Below are 16,376 nucleotides of genomic sequence, written 5' to 3'. Positions count from 1 at the left end.
TCACCCATCACCCACGGACGGTCTAACGCAATATATCGAAAATTGTCTCGGACTTCCTTACCAAGAGGTTAACGTCAGGCGGCTTGCCGGGGTCGAACTGGACCGCTAGGCGAAGACCATGATGTCGATGACGGGATATGCCGCGCTCGACCGGGACGGTCGCCGGTGGGAAATGCGCTCCGTCAACGCGCGTTGCCTCGACATTCGCCTGCGCCTGCCCGAGCTTCCGGGGCTTGAGCCCGCCGCCCGGGCCGCCGTCGCGGCGGTGGTGGCGCGCGGCAACGTCACGCTGTCGCTCCGCCTCGGGGGCGGGGGGACTGCGTCGCGTCCGCGTCTCGATCCGGCGGCGCTGGAGGCGGTCCTCGCGACGCTCGCCCAGATCCGCGCCGCGTCGGAAGCGCGCGACTACACGCTGGCGCCCGACCGCCCGAGCGACATCCTGGCTCTGGGCGGCTTGACGGAGCGTGATCCGGACCACGACCTGACGCCGGAGATGGCCATGGCCGACCTCGCGGATCTGACGGCGGCCTTCGCCGCCGATCGGGCCCGGGAGGGGGCGGGCCTGCTCGAGCTGCTCACCGGCCTTCTGGACGAGATCGAGGCCTTGACCACCCGCGCGGCTGACCTTGCGGAGGCCCGGCGCGACCATATCGAAGCCGGCTTCCATGCCGCGCTTGCCCGCCTGCGCGACGCCGATCTCGACGGGGCCCGCTTCGCGCATGAGGTTGCCGCGCTCGCCGTGAAGGCTGACGTCACCGAGGAGCTCGACCGGCTGCGCCTGCACGTCGCCGCCGGGCGGGACCTGCTCGCCGTCGAGGCGCCGATCGGACGGCGGCTAGATTTCCTCGCGCAGGAGTTCAACCGCGAGGCCAATACGCTCTGCGCCAAGGCGAACATGCCCGGGATGACGTCGATCGGGCTGGCGCTGAAGACCATAATCGACCGCCTGCGCGAGCAGGTCCAGAACGTGGAGTGACATGACGACCGTTTCCGACCCGACCGCCGATCCTATAGCAAAGGCCGCGGAGGCGACCCCGGAGCCCCAGCGGCGCGGCCTTGCCATCATCCTCTCGAGCCCCTCGGGTGCGGGCAAGTCCACGATGGCGCGCCGTCTGATGGCCTGGGACCCGACGCTCAGCTTCTCGGTCTCGGCGACCACCCGGGAGCCCCGACCGGGTGAGGTGGACGGACGGGAATACCACTTCATCGACCGCATCACCTTCGGCCAATGGGTTCTCGACGGCGAGATGCTGGAACATGCGGAGGTGTTCGACCACCATTACGGCTCCCCGCGCGCGCCGGTAGAGGCGGCGCTGGCCACCGGCCGCGACGTGATCTTCGACATCGACTGGCAGGGCGGCCAGCAGGTGCGAAATTCCGCGATCGGCAAGGACGTGATCTCGATCTTCATCCTGCCACCTTCCATAGCCGAACTCGAGCGCCGACTTTGCGAACGGGGGCAGGACGCGCCCGAGACGATCGCCCGCCGCATGGCCAAGTCCGAGGCGGAGATCAGCCACTGGGCGGAATACGATTACGTCCTCGTGAACGACGACGCGGAGGCCTGCGAAGCGCGGCTCAGGACGATTCTGACCGCCGAGCGGCTGCGTCGCGACCGCCAGCCCTGGCTGTCGGCCTTCGCGCGCGGTCTGAACGACGAATTCCGGGTAAGGGAACGGACGTGATCTACGAACTGGACGGCGTGAGGCCGGAATTCGACGGCTCCGCATGGGTGGCCCCCGACGCGCAGGTGGTGGGGGCGGTGACGCTCGCCGTCGAGACTAGCGTCTGGTTCGGCGCCGTCCTGCGCGGCGACAACGAGCGCATCACGGTCGGGCTCCGCTCGAACGTGCAGGACCATTGCGTCCTCCACACCGACATGGGCTACCCCCTGACCATCGGCGCGGATTGCACGATCGGCCACAAGGCCATGCTGCACGGCTGCACCATCGGCGACGGCTCGCTCGTCGGCATGGGCGCGACGATCCTGAACGGGGCCGTGATCGGCCGCGGTTGCCTGATCGGGGCGGGGGCGCTGGTGACCGAGGGGAAGGAGATCCCCGACGGCTCGCTCGTCCTCGGCGCGCCGGGCAAGGTCGTGCGCGCGCTCGATGCGGCGGGACGCGAGGCGCTGCTCGGCTCCGCCGCGGGCTACGTCGCGAACGCGGCACGGTTCCGCGCCGGGCTGCGCGAGGTTTGAGGGATCAGACGATCACGCTCAGATGCGTGTCGTCGGCCCGTACCGAGACCGGCCGCCGCAACCGCAGCGATTCGCGGGCGAGGATGGCGAACTGCACCTCCGAGCCCTTGAGATCCGCCGGCAGCTCGCTCTTGCCGAGGCTTTCCCAGAGCGGCGCGTCGATCCGCAGGCGCTTGGCGGTCACGTGGATCACCCAGGACGCCTCGTTGCGCGAGACCTCGACGGACGCACCCCAGGGCGTTGCCACCTCGACGCAGTTCAGCGCGAGGCAGGCCAGCCGCATCTCGGAGCGTGGATGATCGCCCTCGTCGTGCCAGAGCACCTTCGTGCGCGTCTCCGCGTACATCGCGTTGAGCGCCTCGCGCATCTCCCGTGCCGGAACGACCCCGTCGCCGGCGCCGGCCCCGAAGGTCAGCCGGAAGAACCGGATGCGCGCCTTTGCGGACTCGACGGAGGCGCGGATCAGCGCCATCTCCTCGCCGCCCGCCCCTGCGCCCGACATCTCCAGCAGTTCGAGCCCGTTGCCGATGGCGCCGATGGGGCTCACCAGATCGTGGCAGAGGCGCGAGCCGAGCAGCGCGATGAGGTCCGGTTCGTCCGCGTCGTTGGTCGTGCTATGTTTCAAACTATTCCTCATTTAGAGCCCTCCGCATGATCGACATGACATCCTTCCTCGAACCCGGCATGCTCGTCCGCAATCCCGATGCCGCCGATTGGGGGCTCGGGCAGGTGCAATCGGTGATTGGACCGCGCGTCACTGTCAACTTCGAGCATGCAGGCAAACAGGTGATCGATGGGCGGCGCGTCACGCTGGTTCCGGATTTCGGTTAATTGTCCGTTTGTTTCTCGTCGCATGTCGCAAGTTAACGAAGCGTTACGGCTTATCGACCCTCGGCGGATTTCCGTACGGTTCCGCGCAGGGCCGCTTCTTGCGCGAAGGGGACGGCCGGCCTAGGCAGCGGCCATGCCGCCGGACCTCATCCCGACCCTGACGCGCGATCCCGAGGAAGTTGCCGCCGCGCATGCCCTGCGCCGGGTCTGCTTCGTCGACGAACTCGGCGCGAAGGCCGAGGCAGACACGTTCGACGCCACGGCCGACCATCTCATCCTGCGCGATCGAACCCGTCCGCAGATCGGGGTCGTCGCGACGCTGCGGATCTCGGATGGCATCGGCTACACCGCGCGGGAGTTCGACCTCTCGCGGTTGCGGGATACCGGCCGCACCCTCGCCGAGGCCGGACGCGCCTGCGTGCACCGCGACTACCGCGACGGGTTGGCGGGTCTGCTGCTGTTCAGCGAACTGTTGCGGCAGATGCGGGCGCGGGGCGTTGCCTATCTCGTCGGCACGGCCTCATTCGCGGGCGCCGACCCCGAACGCCACATGCCCGCGCTGCGGCGCCTGCGGGCGGAGGCGCCCGCGCCTCGCGTCATCGCACCCTTCGCGCGTGGCCCGGGCGCCATCGCGATCCGGGGTGAAGCGCCGCGAGGGGCGATGCGGCAGGTGCCATCGCTCATCAAGACCTATCTTCGCGCCGGCGCCCGGGTGGGCGAGGGGGCCTATGTGGATCGGGCGTTCAACACTGTCGATGTCTGCATGGTCCTCGAGCCGCATCTGGCCCGCCTGCCGGGCGGGCTGCGCGGGGTCGAGGCGTCCGCGCGGTGATCTGGGACGACGCGCCGCAACCGTCGCCGCGGACGCTCGGCGCGCGCGACTGGCTGCGCATCCTCCGCCGCGGCGTGCCGCTGGCGCTGCTGCTGCTGGGCGGGCTCCTCCTGATGCTGCTCCTGCGCCTGATCGAGCGGCCACTTCACGGGCTGCACCGTCCGGTCACGCCCTACATCACCCGGGGCGTCTGTCGCGGCGCCTTCTCGATCCTCGGCATGGGGCGGGAGGTGCGCGGGCCGGTGATGGAGGGGGTCGGCGCGGCGGTGGCGAACCACGTCTCCTGGCTCGACATCTTCGCGCTGAACGCCTCGAAGCGGATCTACTTCGTCTCCAAGGCCGAGGTGTCCGCCTGGCCGTTCATCGGCTGGCTCGCCCGCGCGACCGGCACCGTCTTCATCCGCCGCGATCCGCGCGAGGCGGATGCGCAGCGGAAGGTGTTCGAGGCGCGGCTCCGCGCCGGGCAGCGGCTCATGTTCTTCCCCGAGGGAACCAGCACCGATGGCCGCCGCGTCCTGCCGTTCAAGACGACGCTATTTGCCGCGTTCTTCTCCCCCGGCCTGCCGGCGATGCAGGTGCAGCCGGTCACGCTGGCCTACCACCCGCCTCCGGGAGCGCCGGGGACGTTCTACGGATGGTGGGGTGACCAGGATTTCGGCCCTCATCTGCTGCAGGTGCTGGCCTGTCCGCGCCACGGGCAAGTCGAGGTCATCTATCACCCCCCCCTCGCCGTCGCCGATCAACACGACCGCAAGTCGCTCGCCCGCGCGGCAGAGGCGGCGGTGCGGGACGGGCTGCTTGCGGCGGGGCGGTCGGCCTCAGGCGCGGAAGAAGGCCGTCAGCTCGGCTAGGCGCGCGGCCGGGTCGTCGGCCGACCAGACCTCTTCGCCCAGGGCGATGAAGTCCGTCACGCCGGCCAGCGCCTCGACCATGTCGGGGGTGAGCGCGCCTTCGGCCACGACCGGCAGCTCGATCATCTCCGACCACCACGCGAAAAGTTCGGGCTCCGCCCGCTCGCCGGTGCCAAGCGTCGTCGCGCCGACCGGTCCGAACGAGACGTAATCGGCCCCAGCCTCGCCCGCGTTCATCCCCTCGTGCCGCGAGACACCGCAGAATGCGCCGAGGATCGGGTCCGGCCCCCAGTCGGCGCGCAGCTTCCGGATCGGGCGGGGGTCGGTCAGATGCACGCCGTCGAGGCCCAGCTTCTCGACAAGCGCCACGTGATCGGTGACGACGAGCGGCACGTCGAAGCGATGCGCCACATCCCGGCAGAGATCGGCGGCGCGGGTCACGCGATCCTCGTCGCGGGAGGCGAGGTCGAGGCGCAGGCAGGCGATCCCCGTCCGGTCGAGCAGACGCGCGAGACGGTCCCCGAAGCCCGCGTCGATCTCGGGCGGGGTCACGAGGTAGATCTGCGGCATGTCTGTCATCGGGCGTCCTTTCGCCGTCCGAGTAGCGAGAGGCGGCTGGACCCGCAAGCCGGGCGAATGTTGCACCGCCCGGACGCGCGCTGTAGGCCGCGCGGCATGCGGGCACGGGTTGACGAACGGCGAAGCCCGGTTGACGGAAGGTTGAGCCGGTGAACGAAGAATTAGTAACCTCACTTGACGAATTCGGCCCCGCGATGGCCGCCGCGACGCTCACGCCCCCCGCCTTCGTCCTCGTCCGTCCGCAGATGGGCGAGAATATCGGCGCCTCCGCCCGCGCCATGCTCAATTTCGGTCTCACGCACCTGCGCGTCGTCGCGCCGCGCGACGGCTGGCCCAACGAACGGGCGGTGGCGCTCGCCTCCGGGGCGGGGCGGGTGCTCGACCAGGTGCGGTTGTCGGAGACGACGGCGGACGCGGTTGGCGACTGCACGATGGTCTTCGCGACCACGGCCCGCGACCGCGACCTGACCAAGCCGGTCTATTCGCCCGAGGCCGCCATGGCCGAGGCCCGCGCGCGCGGCCTGCGCGGCGAGCGCGTGGCGATCCTGTTCGGCCCCGAACGGACCGGGCTCGAGAACGACGACGTGGCCCGGGCCGATGCGATCGTGAGCGTTCCGACGAACCCGGCCTTCGCCTCGCTCAACCTCGCGCAATGCGTGCTCGTGATGGGCTACGAATGGCGTCGCGCGACCGACGCGCCCGCCCCGGTGGAGGTCGCGATGGCGGGCACCCAATGGGCCAGCCACGCCGAGCGCGACGCGCTGGTGGCGCATTACGAGGAGCGGTTGGCGGCGGCCGGATTCTTCTTTCCGGAAGGCAAGGCCGCCGCGATGAAGGTGAACCTGCGCAACCTCTGGTCGCGGTTGCCGCTGACCCGCGCGGACGTGCAGATCTTTCACGGCATGATGCGGCAGATGGTGCGCTGGAAAGAACGCGGCTGAACCCATAGCTGCGGCTTGCGGCGAGCGGGTCGGAACGACGGAGGCGGACATGGCGAAACGTGCGATATTCCAGGAACTCGACACGGCGGAGCGTCCCGTCGCGAGGACCGGCGGGATCGACGCGGCGCGGCGCGGCTCCCGGGCCGCGGTGCGGATCTGGCTTGTCGTGCTCTTCGTGCTCGTCGTGGCGATGATCACCGTGGGCGGGCTGACCCGGCTCACCGATTCCGGCCTGTCGATCACCGAATGGCGCCCCGTCACCGGCGCGCTGCCGCCGATGAGCGCGGCGGCGTGGGAGGCGGAGTTCGAGCTCTACCGGCAGATCCCGGAATACGAGCTCCAGAACGTCGGCATGTCGCTTGCCGAGTTCAAGTCGATCTACTGGTGGGAATGGGGTCACCGGCAGCTCGGCCGGGTGATCGGGCTGGTCTGGCTGCTGGGCTTCGCCGGGCTGCTCGTAACGCGGAAGATGCCGCCGGGCTGGACCGGCCGGCTCGCCGGGCTAGGCGTGCTCGGCGGGCTACAGGGCGCGATCGGTTGGTGGATGGTGTCGAGCGGGCTTGGCGGGACGATGACCGACGTGGCGTCCTACCGGCTGGCCACGCATCTGGGTCTGGCCTTCGCGATCCTGTCACTGATCGCGTGGTACGCCTTGTCGATGTCGCGGCCGGAGGCGGCGCTGCTCCAGGCGCGGCGGCTGGCGGAGCCGCGGCTGATGCGGGCGGGGACATGGTTGATCGGGCTGATCTTCCTGCAGGTTCTGATCGGCGCCCTCGTCGCGGGGCTCGACGCGGGGCGGAACTACACCGACTGGCCGCTGATGGCGGGGGAGTTCCTGCCGCCCGCGATGTGGGAGATCGCGCCCTGGTGGCGCAACCTGTTCGAGAACGACGGGACCGTGCAGTTCTTCCACCGCCTGACCGGCTACGCCGTGCTCGCCGCCACGATCTACGTCTGGTGGCGGGCGCGCCGCTCGGCGAACCGCAAGACGCGCGTGGCCTTCTCGGGCGTCATGCACATGGCGATCGTGCAGATGCTGCTCGGCATCGTCACCGTCCTCTACGGCGCGCCGTGGCACATCGCGATCCTGCACCAGTTCGGCGCGGTGATCCTGATCTGCCTCGCGGTCCGCGCCCGTCACCGGGCAAAATATTCCCTGCCGCAATCCGTGAGGAGCTGACATGCCGGCCTACGACGATCTGATGGCGTTCCAGCGCACGACGCAGGCCCTGGACGAGGTGGCCGGGCGAACCGGATGGGACCAGGAGACCTTCATGCCGCGCGGAGCCGCGCCCCAACGCGCCGAGGAGATGGCCGCGCTGGAAGAAGTGCTGCATGCGCGCCGCACCGATCCCCGCCTGGGCGACTGGCTCGGGGAGGCGCATGCGCCCGACGCGGTGGCCGACGCCAACCTGCGCGAAATCCGGCGGGTCTACGCACGCAGCCGCAAGGTGCCCGCCCGGCTCGCGGCCGAGCTCGCCCGCGTCACCTCGCTGGCGCAGGGGCAATGGGCGACGGCGCGGGCACACGACGACGCGGCGGCGTTCCTGCCGGTGCTGGCGGAGGTGGTGCGGCTCCGGCGCGAGGAAGGGCAGGCGCTGGCCGAGGGGGGCGATCCCTACGACGCGCTGATGCAGGATTACGAGCCGGGCGGGTCGTCCGACGCGATGGCCGCCATGTTCGACGCGATGCGCCCCCGGCTCGTCGCGCTGCTCGCGCGGGCGCTCGACGCGGAACCCGCGCCGCATGTCTCCGGCACCTTTCCGAAGGACGCGCAGCTCGCCCTCGCCGCCGAGATCGCCGGGGCTTACGGCTACGATTTCCAGCGCGGGCGGCTCGACCTCGCCGTGCATCCCTTCTCCTCGGGCTCCGGGCTCGACGTGCGGATCACGACGCGGGTGGACGAGGCCGATCCGTTCAACTGCCTGTACTCGACCATCCACGAGGTCGGCCACGCCGCCTACGAGCAGGACGTCGATCCGGCCTACCTGCTGACGCCCATCGGCAAGGGCGCGAGCATGGGCGTCCACGAGAGCCAGTCTCGCAGCTACGAGAACCAGATGGGCCGCTCGGAGGCCTATTGCGGCTGGCTCTACGGGCGGATGCGCGATGCGTTCGGCGATCTGGGGGTCGGCTCGGAGCGGGACTTCTACCATGCGGTGAACGGGGTGCGCTCGGGTTACATCCGAACGGAGGCGGACGAGCTGCACTACAATCTCCACATCATGCTGCGCTTCGATCTGGAGCGGGCGCTGATGCGGGGCGAACTCGAGGTCGCCGAACTGGAGGCCGCGTGGAACGACCGCTTCGCCGAGGATTTCGGCGTTGCCGTCGATCGGCCCTCCAACGGGTTCATGCAGGACGTGCATTGGTCGGTCGGCCTGATGGGCTATTTCCCGACCTATTCGTTGGGCAACCTCTACGCGGGATGCCTGATGGCGGCGGCGCGGCGCGACGTGGCGGGGATCGACGACGCGCTGGCGTCGGGCGATCCGTCCCCGGCGACCGGATGGATGCGCGAGCACCTGCAGCGCTACGGGTCTCTGCGGATGCCGGCGAAGACCGTCGCGCACGCCACGGGCGAGGCGCCGTCGGCGGAGCCGCTGCTCGCCTATCTCGAGGCCAAGTTCGCCGACCTCTACCCCTGATCCGGGCGGCGGTCAGGCCGGCGTCCGCTCCGACGAATTGGCGGTGATGTTGCCGTGCGCCCCGTAATAGAGGCCGACGACATGCTCGGCTTCGGCGAAGAACAGCCATCGCTGCACGGCCATGCCGGCTAGATAGCTCAGGACGGCGACCGCGCCGGTGACGTGATGGGCGCCGAGGAGGAGGAGAACGAGGAGCGGCAGGACGACCATCAGGCCCATCGCGATCACGCGGAGCTTGACGGCGTGGCGGCGGCCGATCTGATAGACCATCTCCCGCGTCAGGTAGTTCTCGCCGGTATGCGGCTTCTCCCAGAGCTTCACGCGGCCCTCGAGCCGCGTGGCCGTCTCGAGCGTGGAGCCGACCTCGCCGAAGCGCCGGTCGCCCTTCCACCAGTGCCAGAGGACCACGACGCCCAGCAGCGCGAGCAATAGGATGGCGACGGTTCCGTTGCCCGATAAAAGCGCACCGCCCGCGAGCGAGGCGGTCAGGAACAGGACGGGCGTGGCCCACTGGTTCCAGCGCGGCACGGCGCGCAGCTGCGTGTAGATCATCGAGGTCGTGTAGACGGTGAAGAGCGACAGCGCCGCGCCGAGCCAGCCGAGTGGGGCGATGGTCGTGGCGAGGAAGACCTGCGCCGCGGCGTAGAGCCCCATCAAGACGAGCGACGCCACCGCCGCCAAGGCCTCCCGCGAGAGCCAGGAGGAGCGCCACTGGCTGTAGCTGCGCCAGGCGTTCTTGCGGTTCTTCAGGTGGAAGACCGAGGAGAGAAGGCCGATGACGGTGAGCCCGAAGGCGATGAGGTAGAAGACCAAGGCGATCCAGCCCTCGACGACCGGCAACCCCAGGCCAAGAAAGATCAGCAGGCCGAACCCCGCGCCCGAGAGGGTGGAGAAGATGATGACGCTCGGCGCGGGATGCATTCAGAGCCGCTCCAGCGCGCCGTCGAGCCATTTCAGGAACCCCTGCGGCTCCTCCGCGACGGGGGCCAGCCAAGGCGCGAGGATGTCCTCGTCTCCCGTCATTTCAGGCGCTTGCAGTCGGTCCTTGAGACGCGGCGGGAGGTACTGGTTCACCGGTTTCGTGTTCTGCTCGGGCATGAGGTCGACCCCGCCGCGTTCGGCCACGAGGCGGCTCACGTCGCTGTCCGGGTCGCCCAGGTCGCCGAAATGGCGTGCGCCGGAGGGGCAGGTGCGCACGCAGGCGGGCTGGCGGTCAGCCTCGGGCAGGTTTTCGTTGTAGATCCGATCCACGCAGAGGGTGCATTTCTTCATGATGCCCGCGGCCATGTCGACCTCCCGCGCGCCATAGGGACAGGCCCAGGCGCAGAGGCCGCAGCCCATGCAGGCATCCTCGTTGACGAGCACGATCCCGTCCTCCGCCCGCTTGTAGCTCGCCCCCGTCGGGCAGACCGTGACGCAGGGCGCGTCCTCGCAATGCAGGCAGGATTTCGGGAAGTGGATCGTCTGCGAAGCCCCATGCTCCGGCTCGACCTGATAGGAATGGATGCGGTTCAGGAAGGTGCCGGAGGCGTCGCCGTAGGCGTCCTGATCCGAGAGTGGCGCGCCGTAATGCTGCGTGTTCCAGCCCTTGCAGGCTATGACGCAGGCATGGCAGCCGACGCAGGTGTCGAGGTCGATGACGAGGCCGAGCTTTTTCTCGGTCCTCTCGGGCAGGGCGGTCATGGAAGGGCCTCCCTCGCGTCGCGCCGCCGCCGCGTTGCGTGAGTGGCGACGGCGGAACGAGTATTTGAGCCAAGAAGAAGGCTCATTTGACTTCCCAGCGGAGTTCGCCGGGTCCCTGGCCCACGGGCGAGGCCTGCGGCGCGAGACCGGGCTTCGAGGCGTGGTCGGCGGGGGGCGCGGTCTTCTCGACGCGTACCTTGAGGTCGAACCACGCGGCCTGCCCGGTGATCGGGTCGGAGTTCGACCAGCGCATCCCGTCCTTCCTCGGCGGCAGAAGCTCGTGGATCAGGTGGTTGAGGAGGAACCCCTTCTCCGTCTCCGGCGCGTTGTCGTGCAGCGCCCAGGCGCCCTTGCGCTTGCCGATCGCGTTCCAGGTCCAGATCGTCCGGTGGTTGAGCGCCGGCATGTGCGCGACCGGCACCGTGATCGCGCCGTGCGGCGAGACGATCCGGGCCCAATCGCCGTCCGCGAAGCCTTCGGCCTCCCAGATTTCGGTGGGCAGGTACATCGGGTTGCGGCCGTGGATCTGGCGCAGCCAGGCGTTCTGCGTGCCCCAGGAATGGTACATCGCCATCGGACGCTGCGTGAGTGCGTGGACGTCGTATTCCCCGCCGCCGTCCTGACCGTCCGACGGGTCCCACCAGATCGGCAGGGGGTCCATCGTCGCCCGCATCCGGTCGCGCAGATGATCGGGCGGCTGCAGATCGCCCACGCCTTCGGCGGCGAGCTGGAACCGTCGCAACGGCTCGCACCACAGCGTAAAAATATAGGGGGAAGGCTTGTCGAAGAGCCCGATCTCCACCGCCCAGTCCTGATAGGCCTTGTTCCAGGGCTTCATGAACTGCCCTTCGTCGGGAACATGCGCGAGGCAGAAGCCGCCGTTCTCGATGTAGCGGTCGAGCTGCGCGGGGTTGGGCGCGCCGCGTCCCGTCTCCGTCCCGTCGCCGCGCCAGCCCATCAGCGGCCCGATGCCCGGCCTGCGCTCGTGATTCACCATGTAGTCCGCGAAGTCGGCGAACTTCGGGGTACCGTCGTCCTTGACCATGCCGGGCAAGCCGAGTTGCGACCCGAGCTGGAGCATCGCGGTCTGGAAGCTGCGCACGTCGCGGTCGGGTTCGACGACCGGCCAGCGGATCGCGTCGGCCGCCGCCTCCGCCTCGGAGATCGGGCGGTCGAGGAGGGAAATGCAGTCGTGCCGCTCGAGATAGGTCGTGTCGGGCAGGATCAGGTCGGCATAGGCCACCGTCTCCGAGGAGTAGGTATCGGCATAGATGATGTGCGGGATGACGTAGTCGCCATTCTCGTCGGTGTCCGCCAGCATCTCCATCGTGCCGCGCGTGTTCATCGACGAGTTCCACGCCATGTTCGCCATGTAGAGAAGCAGCGTGTCGATGCGGTAGGGGTCGCCCGCATGGGCGTTCGAGATCACCATGTGCATCAGCCCGTGAGCCGATAACGGGTTCTCCCAGGTGAAGGCCTTGTCGATGCGGGCAGGTGTGCCATCCGCGCGCAGGGCGAGGTCCTCCGGTCCGTGGACGAAGCCCAGATGCGGACCGTTCAGCGGCGCGTTCGGCTGGTGGTGCCGGTGCGGCTTCGGATGCGCGGTGGCGGGCTTGGGGTAGGGCGGCTTGAAGCGGAACCCCCCCGGCGTCTCGACGCTGCCGATGAGGATTTGCAGCATGTGCAGCGCGCGGCAGGTCTGGAACCCGTTGGCGTGGGCGGAGATGCCGCGCATGGCGTGGAAGCTGACGGGGCGGCCCTTCATCGTCGCGTGCCGGCGACCGCGGAAATCGGTCCAGGGGATGTCGAGCTCGATCGCCTCCTCGAAGGCGACCCGGGCGATCTCGGTGGCGAGCGCCCGGATGCGGCCGGCGGAGATGCCGACGCGGCCGGCCACGGCCTCTGGGGCGTATTGCGCGTCGAGATACTTGTCGATCATGTGCTGGAAGACTGTGCGATGGACGATTCCATCCCGCTCCCATTTCCCGGCGAGGTCGGGATTCACCGTCTCGGCGTCGAAGCAGCGGGCGCGCTGTTCGTCGCGGCACCAGACGAGCTTGTGGCCGTCATCGTCGAGCAGCGCGAGCCCGTTGCTCGGCGAGGCGGGGTCGGCGTCGATCAGCACCGGCGCATCGGTGTAGTCGCGCAGGTATTCGAGGTCGATCCGGCCAGCTTTCAGCAGGCAGTGCACGAGCGACAGGATCAGCAGGCCATCGGTGCCCGGCGTGATCCCGTACCATTCGTCGGCCACCGCGTTGTAGCCGGAGCGGACCGGGTTGACGCCCACGACCTTGGCGCCGCGCTTCTTGAGCTTGCCGATCCCCATCTTGAGCGGGTTGCTGTCGTGATCCTCGGCTACGCCGAACAGGATGAAGAGGCGCGTGCGGTCCCAGTCTGGCTGCCCGAACTCCCAGAAGGCGCCACCGATCGTGTAGATGCCGCCCGCCGCCATGTTGACCGAACAGAAGCCCCCGTGCGCGGCGTAGTTCGGCGTGCCGAAGGCCTGCGCCCACCAGGAGGTGAAGCTCTGCGACTGGTCGCGGCCGGTGAAGAAGGCGAGCTTCGACGGGTCGGTCTCGCGGATCGGGCGTAGCCAGCCCTCGGCGATGTCGAACGCTTCCTCCCAGCTGATCTCCTCGAACTCGCCGGAGCCGCGCGGCCCGGTGCGCTTCATCGGCGCGCGCAGGCGGGAGGGCGCGTTGTGCTGCATGATCCCGGCCGAGCCCTTGGCGCAGAGGACGCCGCGGTTGACCGGGTGGTCGCGGTTGCCCTCGATATAGGCGACCTTATCGCCCTCGGCCGTGTGGTTGATGTGCACATCGATGCCGCAGCGGCAGGCGCACATGTAGCAGGTCGTCTTCCGGATCTCGTCGGAGACCTTGGGCGAGAGGTTCAGCTTAGGCTGGTTCATGTCGTCTCCGCCTTTTGCAAAGCGTCGATCTGCGCGGAGGTGACCGCGATCATGTCGAGGATGTCGCCCGTGCTGCACCCGCGCGACAGGTCGTTGGCGGGCTTGGCCAGGCCCTGCAGGATGGGGCCGATGGCCGTCGCGCCGCCGATCCGCTGGGCGATCTTGTAGGCGATGTTGCCGGCGTCGAGATCCGGGAAGACGAGCACGTCCGCGTGACCGGCGACCGGGCTGCCCGGCGCCTTGGAGGCACCGACGTCTGCGTCGAAGGCGGCGTCGAACTGCAGCTCTCCATCGACGGCGAAGGGGGCGTCCGCAAGATGCTTGAGCGCCTCCGTGACCTTCGTAACTCGCCGGTGATGCGCGCTGCCCCTGGTCGAGAAGCTCAGAAGCGCGACGCGCGGGTCGATGCCGAGAAGTGCCCGGGCGGAGGCGGCAGCCTGGCGCGCGATGGCGGCGAGTTCCTCGGCGTCGGGCTCGATGACGATGGCGCAATCCGAGAAGATCATCGCCCCGCCGGGACGGGTCGGATGCGTCTCCGGCAGGACCATCAGGAAAAAGCTGGAGACGAGCGGCACACCCGGGGCGGTGCCGATCACCTGCAGCGCGATGCGGACCGTGTCGGAGGTCGTATGGACCGCGCCGCCGATCGTGTTGTCGGCCCGGCCCGTCCGGACCATGAGGGCGGCGTGGACCAACGGGTCGCGCACCGCCTTCGCCGCGTCCTCCTGCGTCGGGTGTCGCTGCGCGCGCGCTTCCAGATAGGCCTCGATCATCGCGTCGGTCTCGGCCGTCGCCGGGTCGCGGAGCGTCACGCCTCGGGGTAGCTTGGTCCCCTCGGGCGCGAGCACCGTGACTTCGGCGATCCCCTCGTGGACCGCTCGTGCCGCCGCCTCGACCACGCGGGCGTCGGTGCCTTCGGAAAGGACGACGTGGTGGCGGGCGGCGCGCGCCCGTTCGCGCAGGGTGTCGAGCGGTGAGGTCATCGGACCGGTCCGGATATGGCGGCGCCGGGGATCACTCCGCGGCGACGTTCATGTCGTCCTTCGACACGCCGGCGACGCGAACGGGCTTCTTCATCGCGTCGCGGCGGAAGGGCTCGCCCAGCTCCTGGTTCAGCATGACCTCGATCAGCGTGGTCGTGTCGTTCTCCATCTGGTCGCGGATCGCCTCGTTCAGCGCGGCGGTCAGCTCCTCCATCGTGCGGACCTGCACGCCCTTCAGGCCGCAGGCCTGCGCGATGCCGGCATAGCTCACCCTAGTGTCGAGCTCGGTGCCGACGAAATTGTCGTCGAACCAGAGCGTCGAGTTCCGCTTCTCCGCGCCCCACTGGTAGTTGCGGAACACGATCTGCGTGATCGGGGGCCATTCGTCGCGACCAATCGCCGTCAGCTCGGTCACGGCGATGCCGAAGGCGCCGTCGCCCGCAAAACCTACGACCGGCACGTCTGGCCGCCCGATCTTGGCGCCGACGATCGCCGGCAGGCCGTAGCCGCAGGGGCCGAAGAGGCCGGGGGCGAGATATTTCCGCCCCTCGTCGAAATCCGGGTAGGCGTTGCCGATGGCGCAGTTGTTGCCGATATCGGACGAGATGATCGCCTCGCGCGGCAGCGCCGCCTGGATCGCGCGCCACGCCATGCGGGGGCTCATCCAGTCGGGCTTCGCCTCGCGGGCGCGCTGGTTCCAGGTCGTGCCCTCGTCGTCGTCCTCGTGATCCATCGAGGAAAGCTGCTGCTTCCAGGCCGATTTCGTCTGCGCGATACGATCCTTGCGTTGCTCGCGTCCGGCATCGCCGGCGTTGTCGGAGAGGCTCTCGAGAATGCCGCTCGCGACCTTGGCGGCGTCGCCGACGATGCCGACGGAGACCTTCTTGGTCAGGCCGATCCGGTCGGGGTTGATGTCAACCTGGATGATCCGCGCCTCGGCGGGCCAGTATTCCATGCCGTAGCCGGGCAGGGTGGAGAACGGATTGAGCCGCGTCCCGAGGCAGAGCACGACGTCGGCCTCCTTGATGAGCTCCATCGCGGCCTTCGAGCCGTTGTAGCCCAGCGGGCCGGCGAAGAGCGGATGCGAGCCCGGGAAGGCGTCGTTGTGCTGGTAGCCGACGCAGACCGGCGCATCGAGCCGTTCGGCGAGCTGCATCGAGGCGGCGATCCCGCCTTCGGACAGCACCACGCCGGCACCGTTCAGGATGACCGGGTTCTTCGCCGTCGAAAGCAGCTCGGCGGCGCGGCGGATCGAGTTCTCACCGCCCGGGGAAACCTCGAACTCCACGGGGTCGGGAATGTCGAGATCGACCTCCTGGGTCCAGAAGTCGCGGGGAATGTTGATCTGCGCCGGACCGGAGAGGCGCTTGGCCTTGGCGATCACGCGGGTCAGGACCTCCGCCACGCGGGTCGGGTCGCGGACCTCCTCCTGGTAGGCCACCATGTCCTCGAACAGCTTCATCTGCTCGACTTCCTGAAAGCCGCCCTGACCGATGGTCTTGTTCGCCGCCTGCGGCGTCACGAGAAGGAGCGGGGTATGGTTCCAGTAAGCCGTTTTTACGGCGGTGACGAAGTTGGTGATGCCCGGGCCGTTCTGGGCGATCATCATGCTCATCTCGCCCGTCGCACGAGTGTAGCCGTCGGCCATCATGCCTGCCGATCCCTCGTGCGCGCAGTCCCAGAAGGTGATCCCGGCGGCCGGAAATATGTCGGAAATCGGCATCATGGCCGAGCCGATGATGCCGAAGGCGTGACGGATACCATGCCTTTGCAGGACCTTCACGAAGGCTTCTTCGGTCGTCATTTTCATGGCCAATTCCCCCGGAGCGATCCTAGCGACATCGAGACGCGAAGTCTCAATTCGTTTCATGTTGCTTCCAGATTAGGCAGGCGGTCAAGGGCGGGATAGGTCCAGAC

Annotated in this window: 16 protein-coding genes; 9 read left to right on the top strand and 7 right to left on the bottom strand. The window is 68.9% G+C overall.

Annotated elements, in window-relative coordinates; genetic code table 11:
- The first annotated feature begins 118 nt into the window (after window positions 1-118).
- The 3 genes from Q1A87_RS02860 to Q1A87_RS02850 are packed head-to-tail and all read left to right on the top strand — an operon-like array spanning window position 119 to window position 2,200.
- Complete coding sequence (locus tag Q1A87_RS02860) at window positions 119-976, top strand: DUF1732 domain-containing protein (protein ID WP_299646842.1); 858 nt, start codon at window positions 119-121, stop codon at window positions 974-976.
- A gap of 1 nt (window position 977) precedes the next feature.
- The gene (gene gmk, locus Q1A87_RS02855) at window positions 978-1,685 is read left to right on the top strand and encodes a guanylate kinase (protein WP_299646841.1); all 708 of its coding nucleotides are present in this window, start codon (window positions 978-980) and stop codon (window positions 1,683-1,685) included.
- Window positions 1,682-2,200: a gamma carbonic anhydrase family protein gene (locus Q1A87_RS02850; RefSeq protein ID WP_299646839.1), complete on the top strand. Its 519-nt coding sequence runs from the start codon at window positions 1,682-1,684 to the stop codon at window positions 2,198-2,200. The genes gmk and Q1A87_RS02850 overlap by 4 nt, the downstream gene beginning before the upstream one ends.
- 4 nt (window positions 2,201-2,204) lie before the next feature.
- Here Q1A87_RS02850 and Q1A87_RS02845 read toward each other — a convergent pair whose 3' ends face one another.
- Complete coding sequence (locus tag Q1A87_RS02845; RefSeq protein WP_299646837.1) at window positions 2,205-2,825, bottom strand: histidine phosphotransferase family protein; 621 nt, start codon at window positions 2,823-2,825, stop codon at window positions 2,205-2,207.
- 26 nt (window positions 2,826-2,851) lie between these two features.
- On the opposite strand from Q1A87_RS02845, the gene Q1A87_RS02840 reads away from it, so the two are divergent.
- The 3 genes from Q1A87_RS02840 to Q1A87_RS02830 all read left to right on the top strand — a co-directional run bounded on the left by Q1A87_RS02840 (window position 2,852) and on the right by Q1A87_RS02830 (window position 4,714).
- A complete protein-coding gene (locus Q1A87_RS02840) occupies window positions 2,852-3,031 on the top strand; it encodes a DUF3553 domain-containing protein (protein WP_299646835.1) in 180 nt (59 codons plus the stop codon).
- Window positions 3,032-3,164: 133 nt separating this feature from the next.
- Entirely contained in the window at window positions 3,165-3,863 is a 699-nt protein-coding gene (locus Q1A87_RS02835) for a GNAT family N-acyltransferase (RefSeq protein ID WP_299646833.1), read from the top strand.
- Window positions 3,863-4,714, top strand: coding sequence for a lysophospholipid acyltransferase family protein (locus Q1A87_RS02830; protein ID WP_299647108.1), 852 nt, complete (start codon window positions 3,863-3,865; stop codon window positions 4,712-4,714). Before Q1A87_RS02835 ends, Q1A87_RS02830 begins: the two co-directional genes overlap by 1 nt.
- Here Q1A87_RS02830 and Q1A87_RS02825 read toward each other — a convergent pair.
- The gene (locus tag Q1A87_RS02825; RefSeq protein ID WP_299646831.1) at window positions 4,682-5,293 is read right to left on the bottom strand and encodes a thiamine phosphate synthase; all 612 of its coding nucleotides are present in this window, start codon (window positions 5,291-5,293) and stop codon (window positions 4,682-4,684) included. The genes Q1A87_RS02830 and Q1A87_RS02825 overlap by 33 nt on opposite strands.
- A gap of 194 nt (window positions 5,294-5,487) precedes the next feature.
- On the opposite strand from Q1A87_RS02825, the gene Q1A87_RS02820 reads away from it, so the two are divergent.
- The 3 genes from Q1A87_RS02820 to Q1A87_RS02810 are packed head-to-tail and all read left to right on the top strand — an operon-like array spanning window position 5,488 to window position 8,882.
- Window positions 5,488-6,234, top strand: a complete 747-nt coding sequence (locus tag Q1A87_RS02820) for an RNA methyltransferase (RefSeq protein ID WP_299647106.1) — start codon at window positions 5,488-5,490, stop codon at window positions 6,232-6,234.
- A 49-nt stretch (window positions 6,235-6,283) separates the two neighbouring features.
- Window positions 6,284-7,414, top strand: coding sequence for a heme A synthase (ctaA, locus tag Q1A87_RS02815; protein ID WP_299646830.1), 1,131 nt, complete (start codon window positions 6,284-6,286; stop codon window positions 7,412-7,414).
- Between the two features lies 1 nt (window position 7,415).
- Window positions 7,416-8,882 carry a carboxypeptidase M32 gene (locus Q1A87_RS02810; protein ID WP_299646828.1) on the top strand — a complete coding sequence of 489 codons (1,467 nt, stop codon included), beginning with the start codon at window positions 7,416-7,418 and terminating at the stop codon, window positions 8,880-8,882.
- A gap of 12 nt (window positions 8,883-8,894) precedes the next feature.
- Here Q1A87_RS02810 and Q1A87_RS02805 read toward each other — a convergent pair whose 3' ends face one another.
- From Q1A87_RS02805 to xsc, 5 genes are all read right to left on the bottom strand, one after another.
- Window positions 8,895-9,803 (bottom strand): DmsC/YnfH family molybdoenzyme membrane anchor subunit, encoded by a 909-nt coding sequence (locus tag Q1A87_RS02805; protein WP_299646826.1) that lies wholly within the window; start codon window positions 9,801-9,803, stop codon window positions 8,895-8,897.
- Window positions 9,804-10,565 carry a 4Fe-4S dicluster domain-containing protein gene (locus Q1A87_RS02800; protein ID WP_299646824.1) on the bottom strand — a complete coding sequence of 254 codons (762 nt, stop codon included), beginning with the start codon at window positions 10,563-10,565 and terminating at the stop codon, window positions 9,804-9,806.
- Between the two features lie 82 nt (window positions 10,566-10,647).
- On the bottom strand, window positions 10,648-13,476 hold the full coding sequence (locus Q1A87_RS02795; protein ID WP_299646822.1) for a molybdopterin oxidoreductase family protein: 2,829 nt from the start codon (window positions 13,474-13,476) through the stop codon (window positions 10,648-10,650).
- Window positions 13,473-14,459 carry a phosphate acetyltransferase gene (gene pta, locus Q1A87_RS02790; RefSeq protein WP_299646820.1) on the bottom strand — a complete coding sequence of 329 codons (987 nt, stop codon included), beginning with the start codon at window positions 14,457-14,459 and terminating at the stop codon, window positions 13,473-13,475. Before pta ends, Q1A87_RS02795 begins: the two co-directional genes overlap by 4 nt.
- 31 nt (window positions 14,460-14,490) lie before the next feature.
- A complete protein-coding gene (gene xsc / locus Q1A87_RS02785) occupies window positions 14,491-16,269 on the bottom strand; it encodes a sulfoacetaldehyde acetyltransferase (RefSeq protein ID WP_299646818.1) in 1,779 nt (592 codons plus the stop codon).
- Window positions 16,270-16,376: the final 107 nt, after the last annotated feature.

The organism is uncultured Jannaschia sp. (assembly GCF_947494055.1).
Lineage (GTDB): Bacteria > Pseudomonadota > Alphaproteobacteria > Rhodobacterales > Rhodobacteraceae > Jannaschia.
This window is presented reverse-complemented; position numbering and strand designations above follow the sequence as displayed.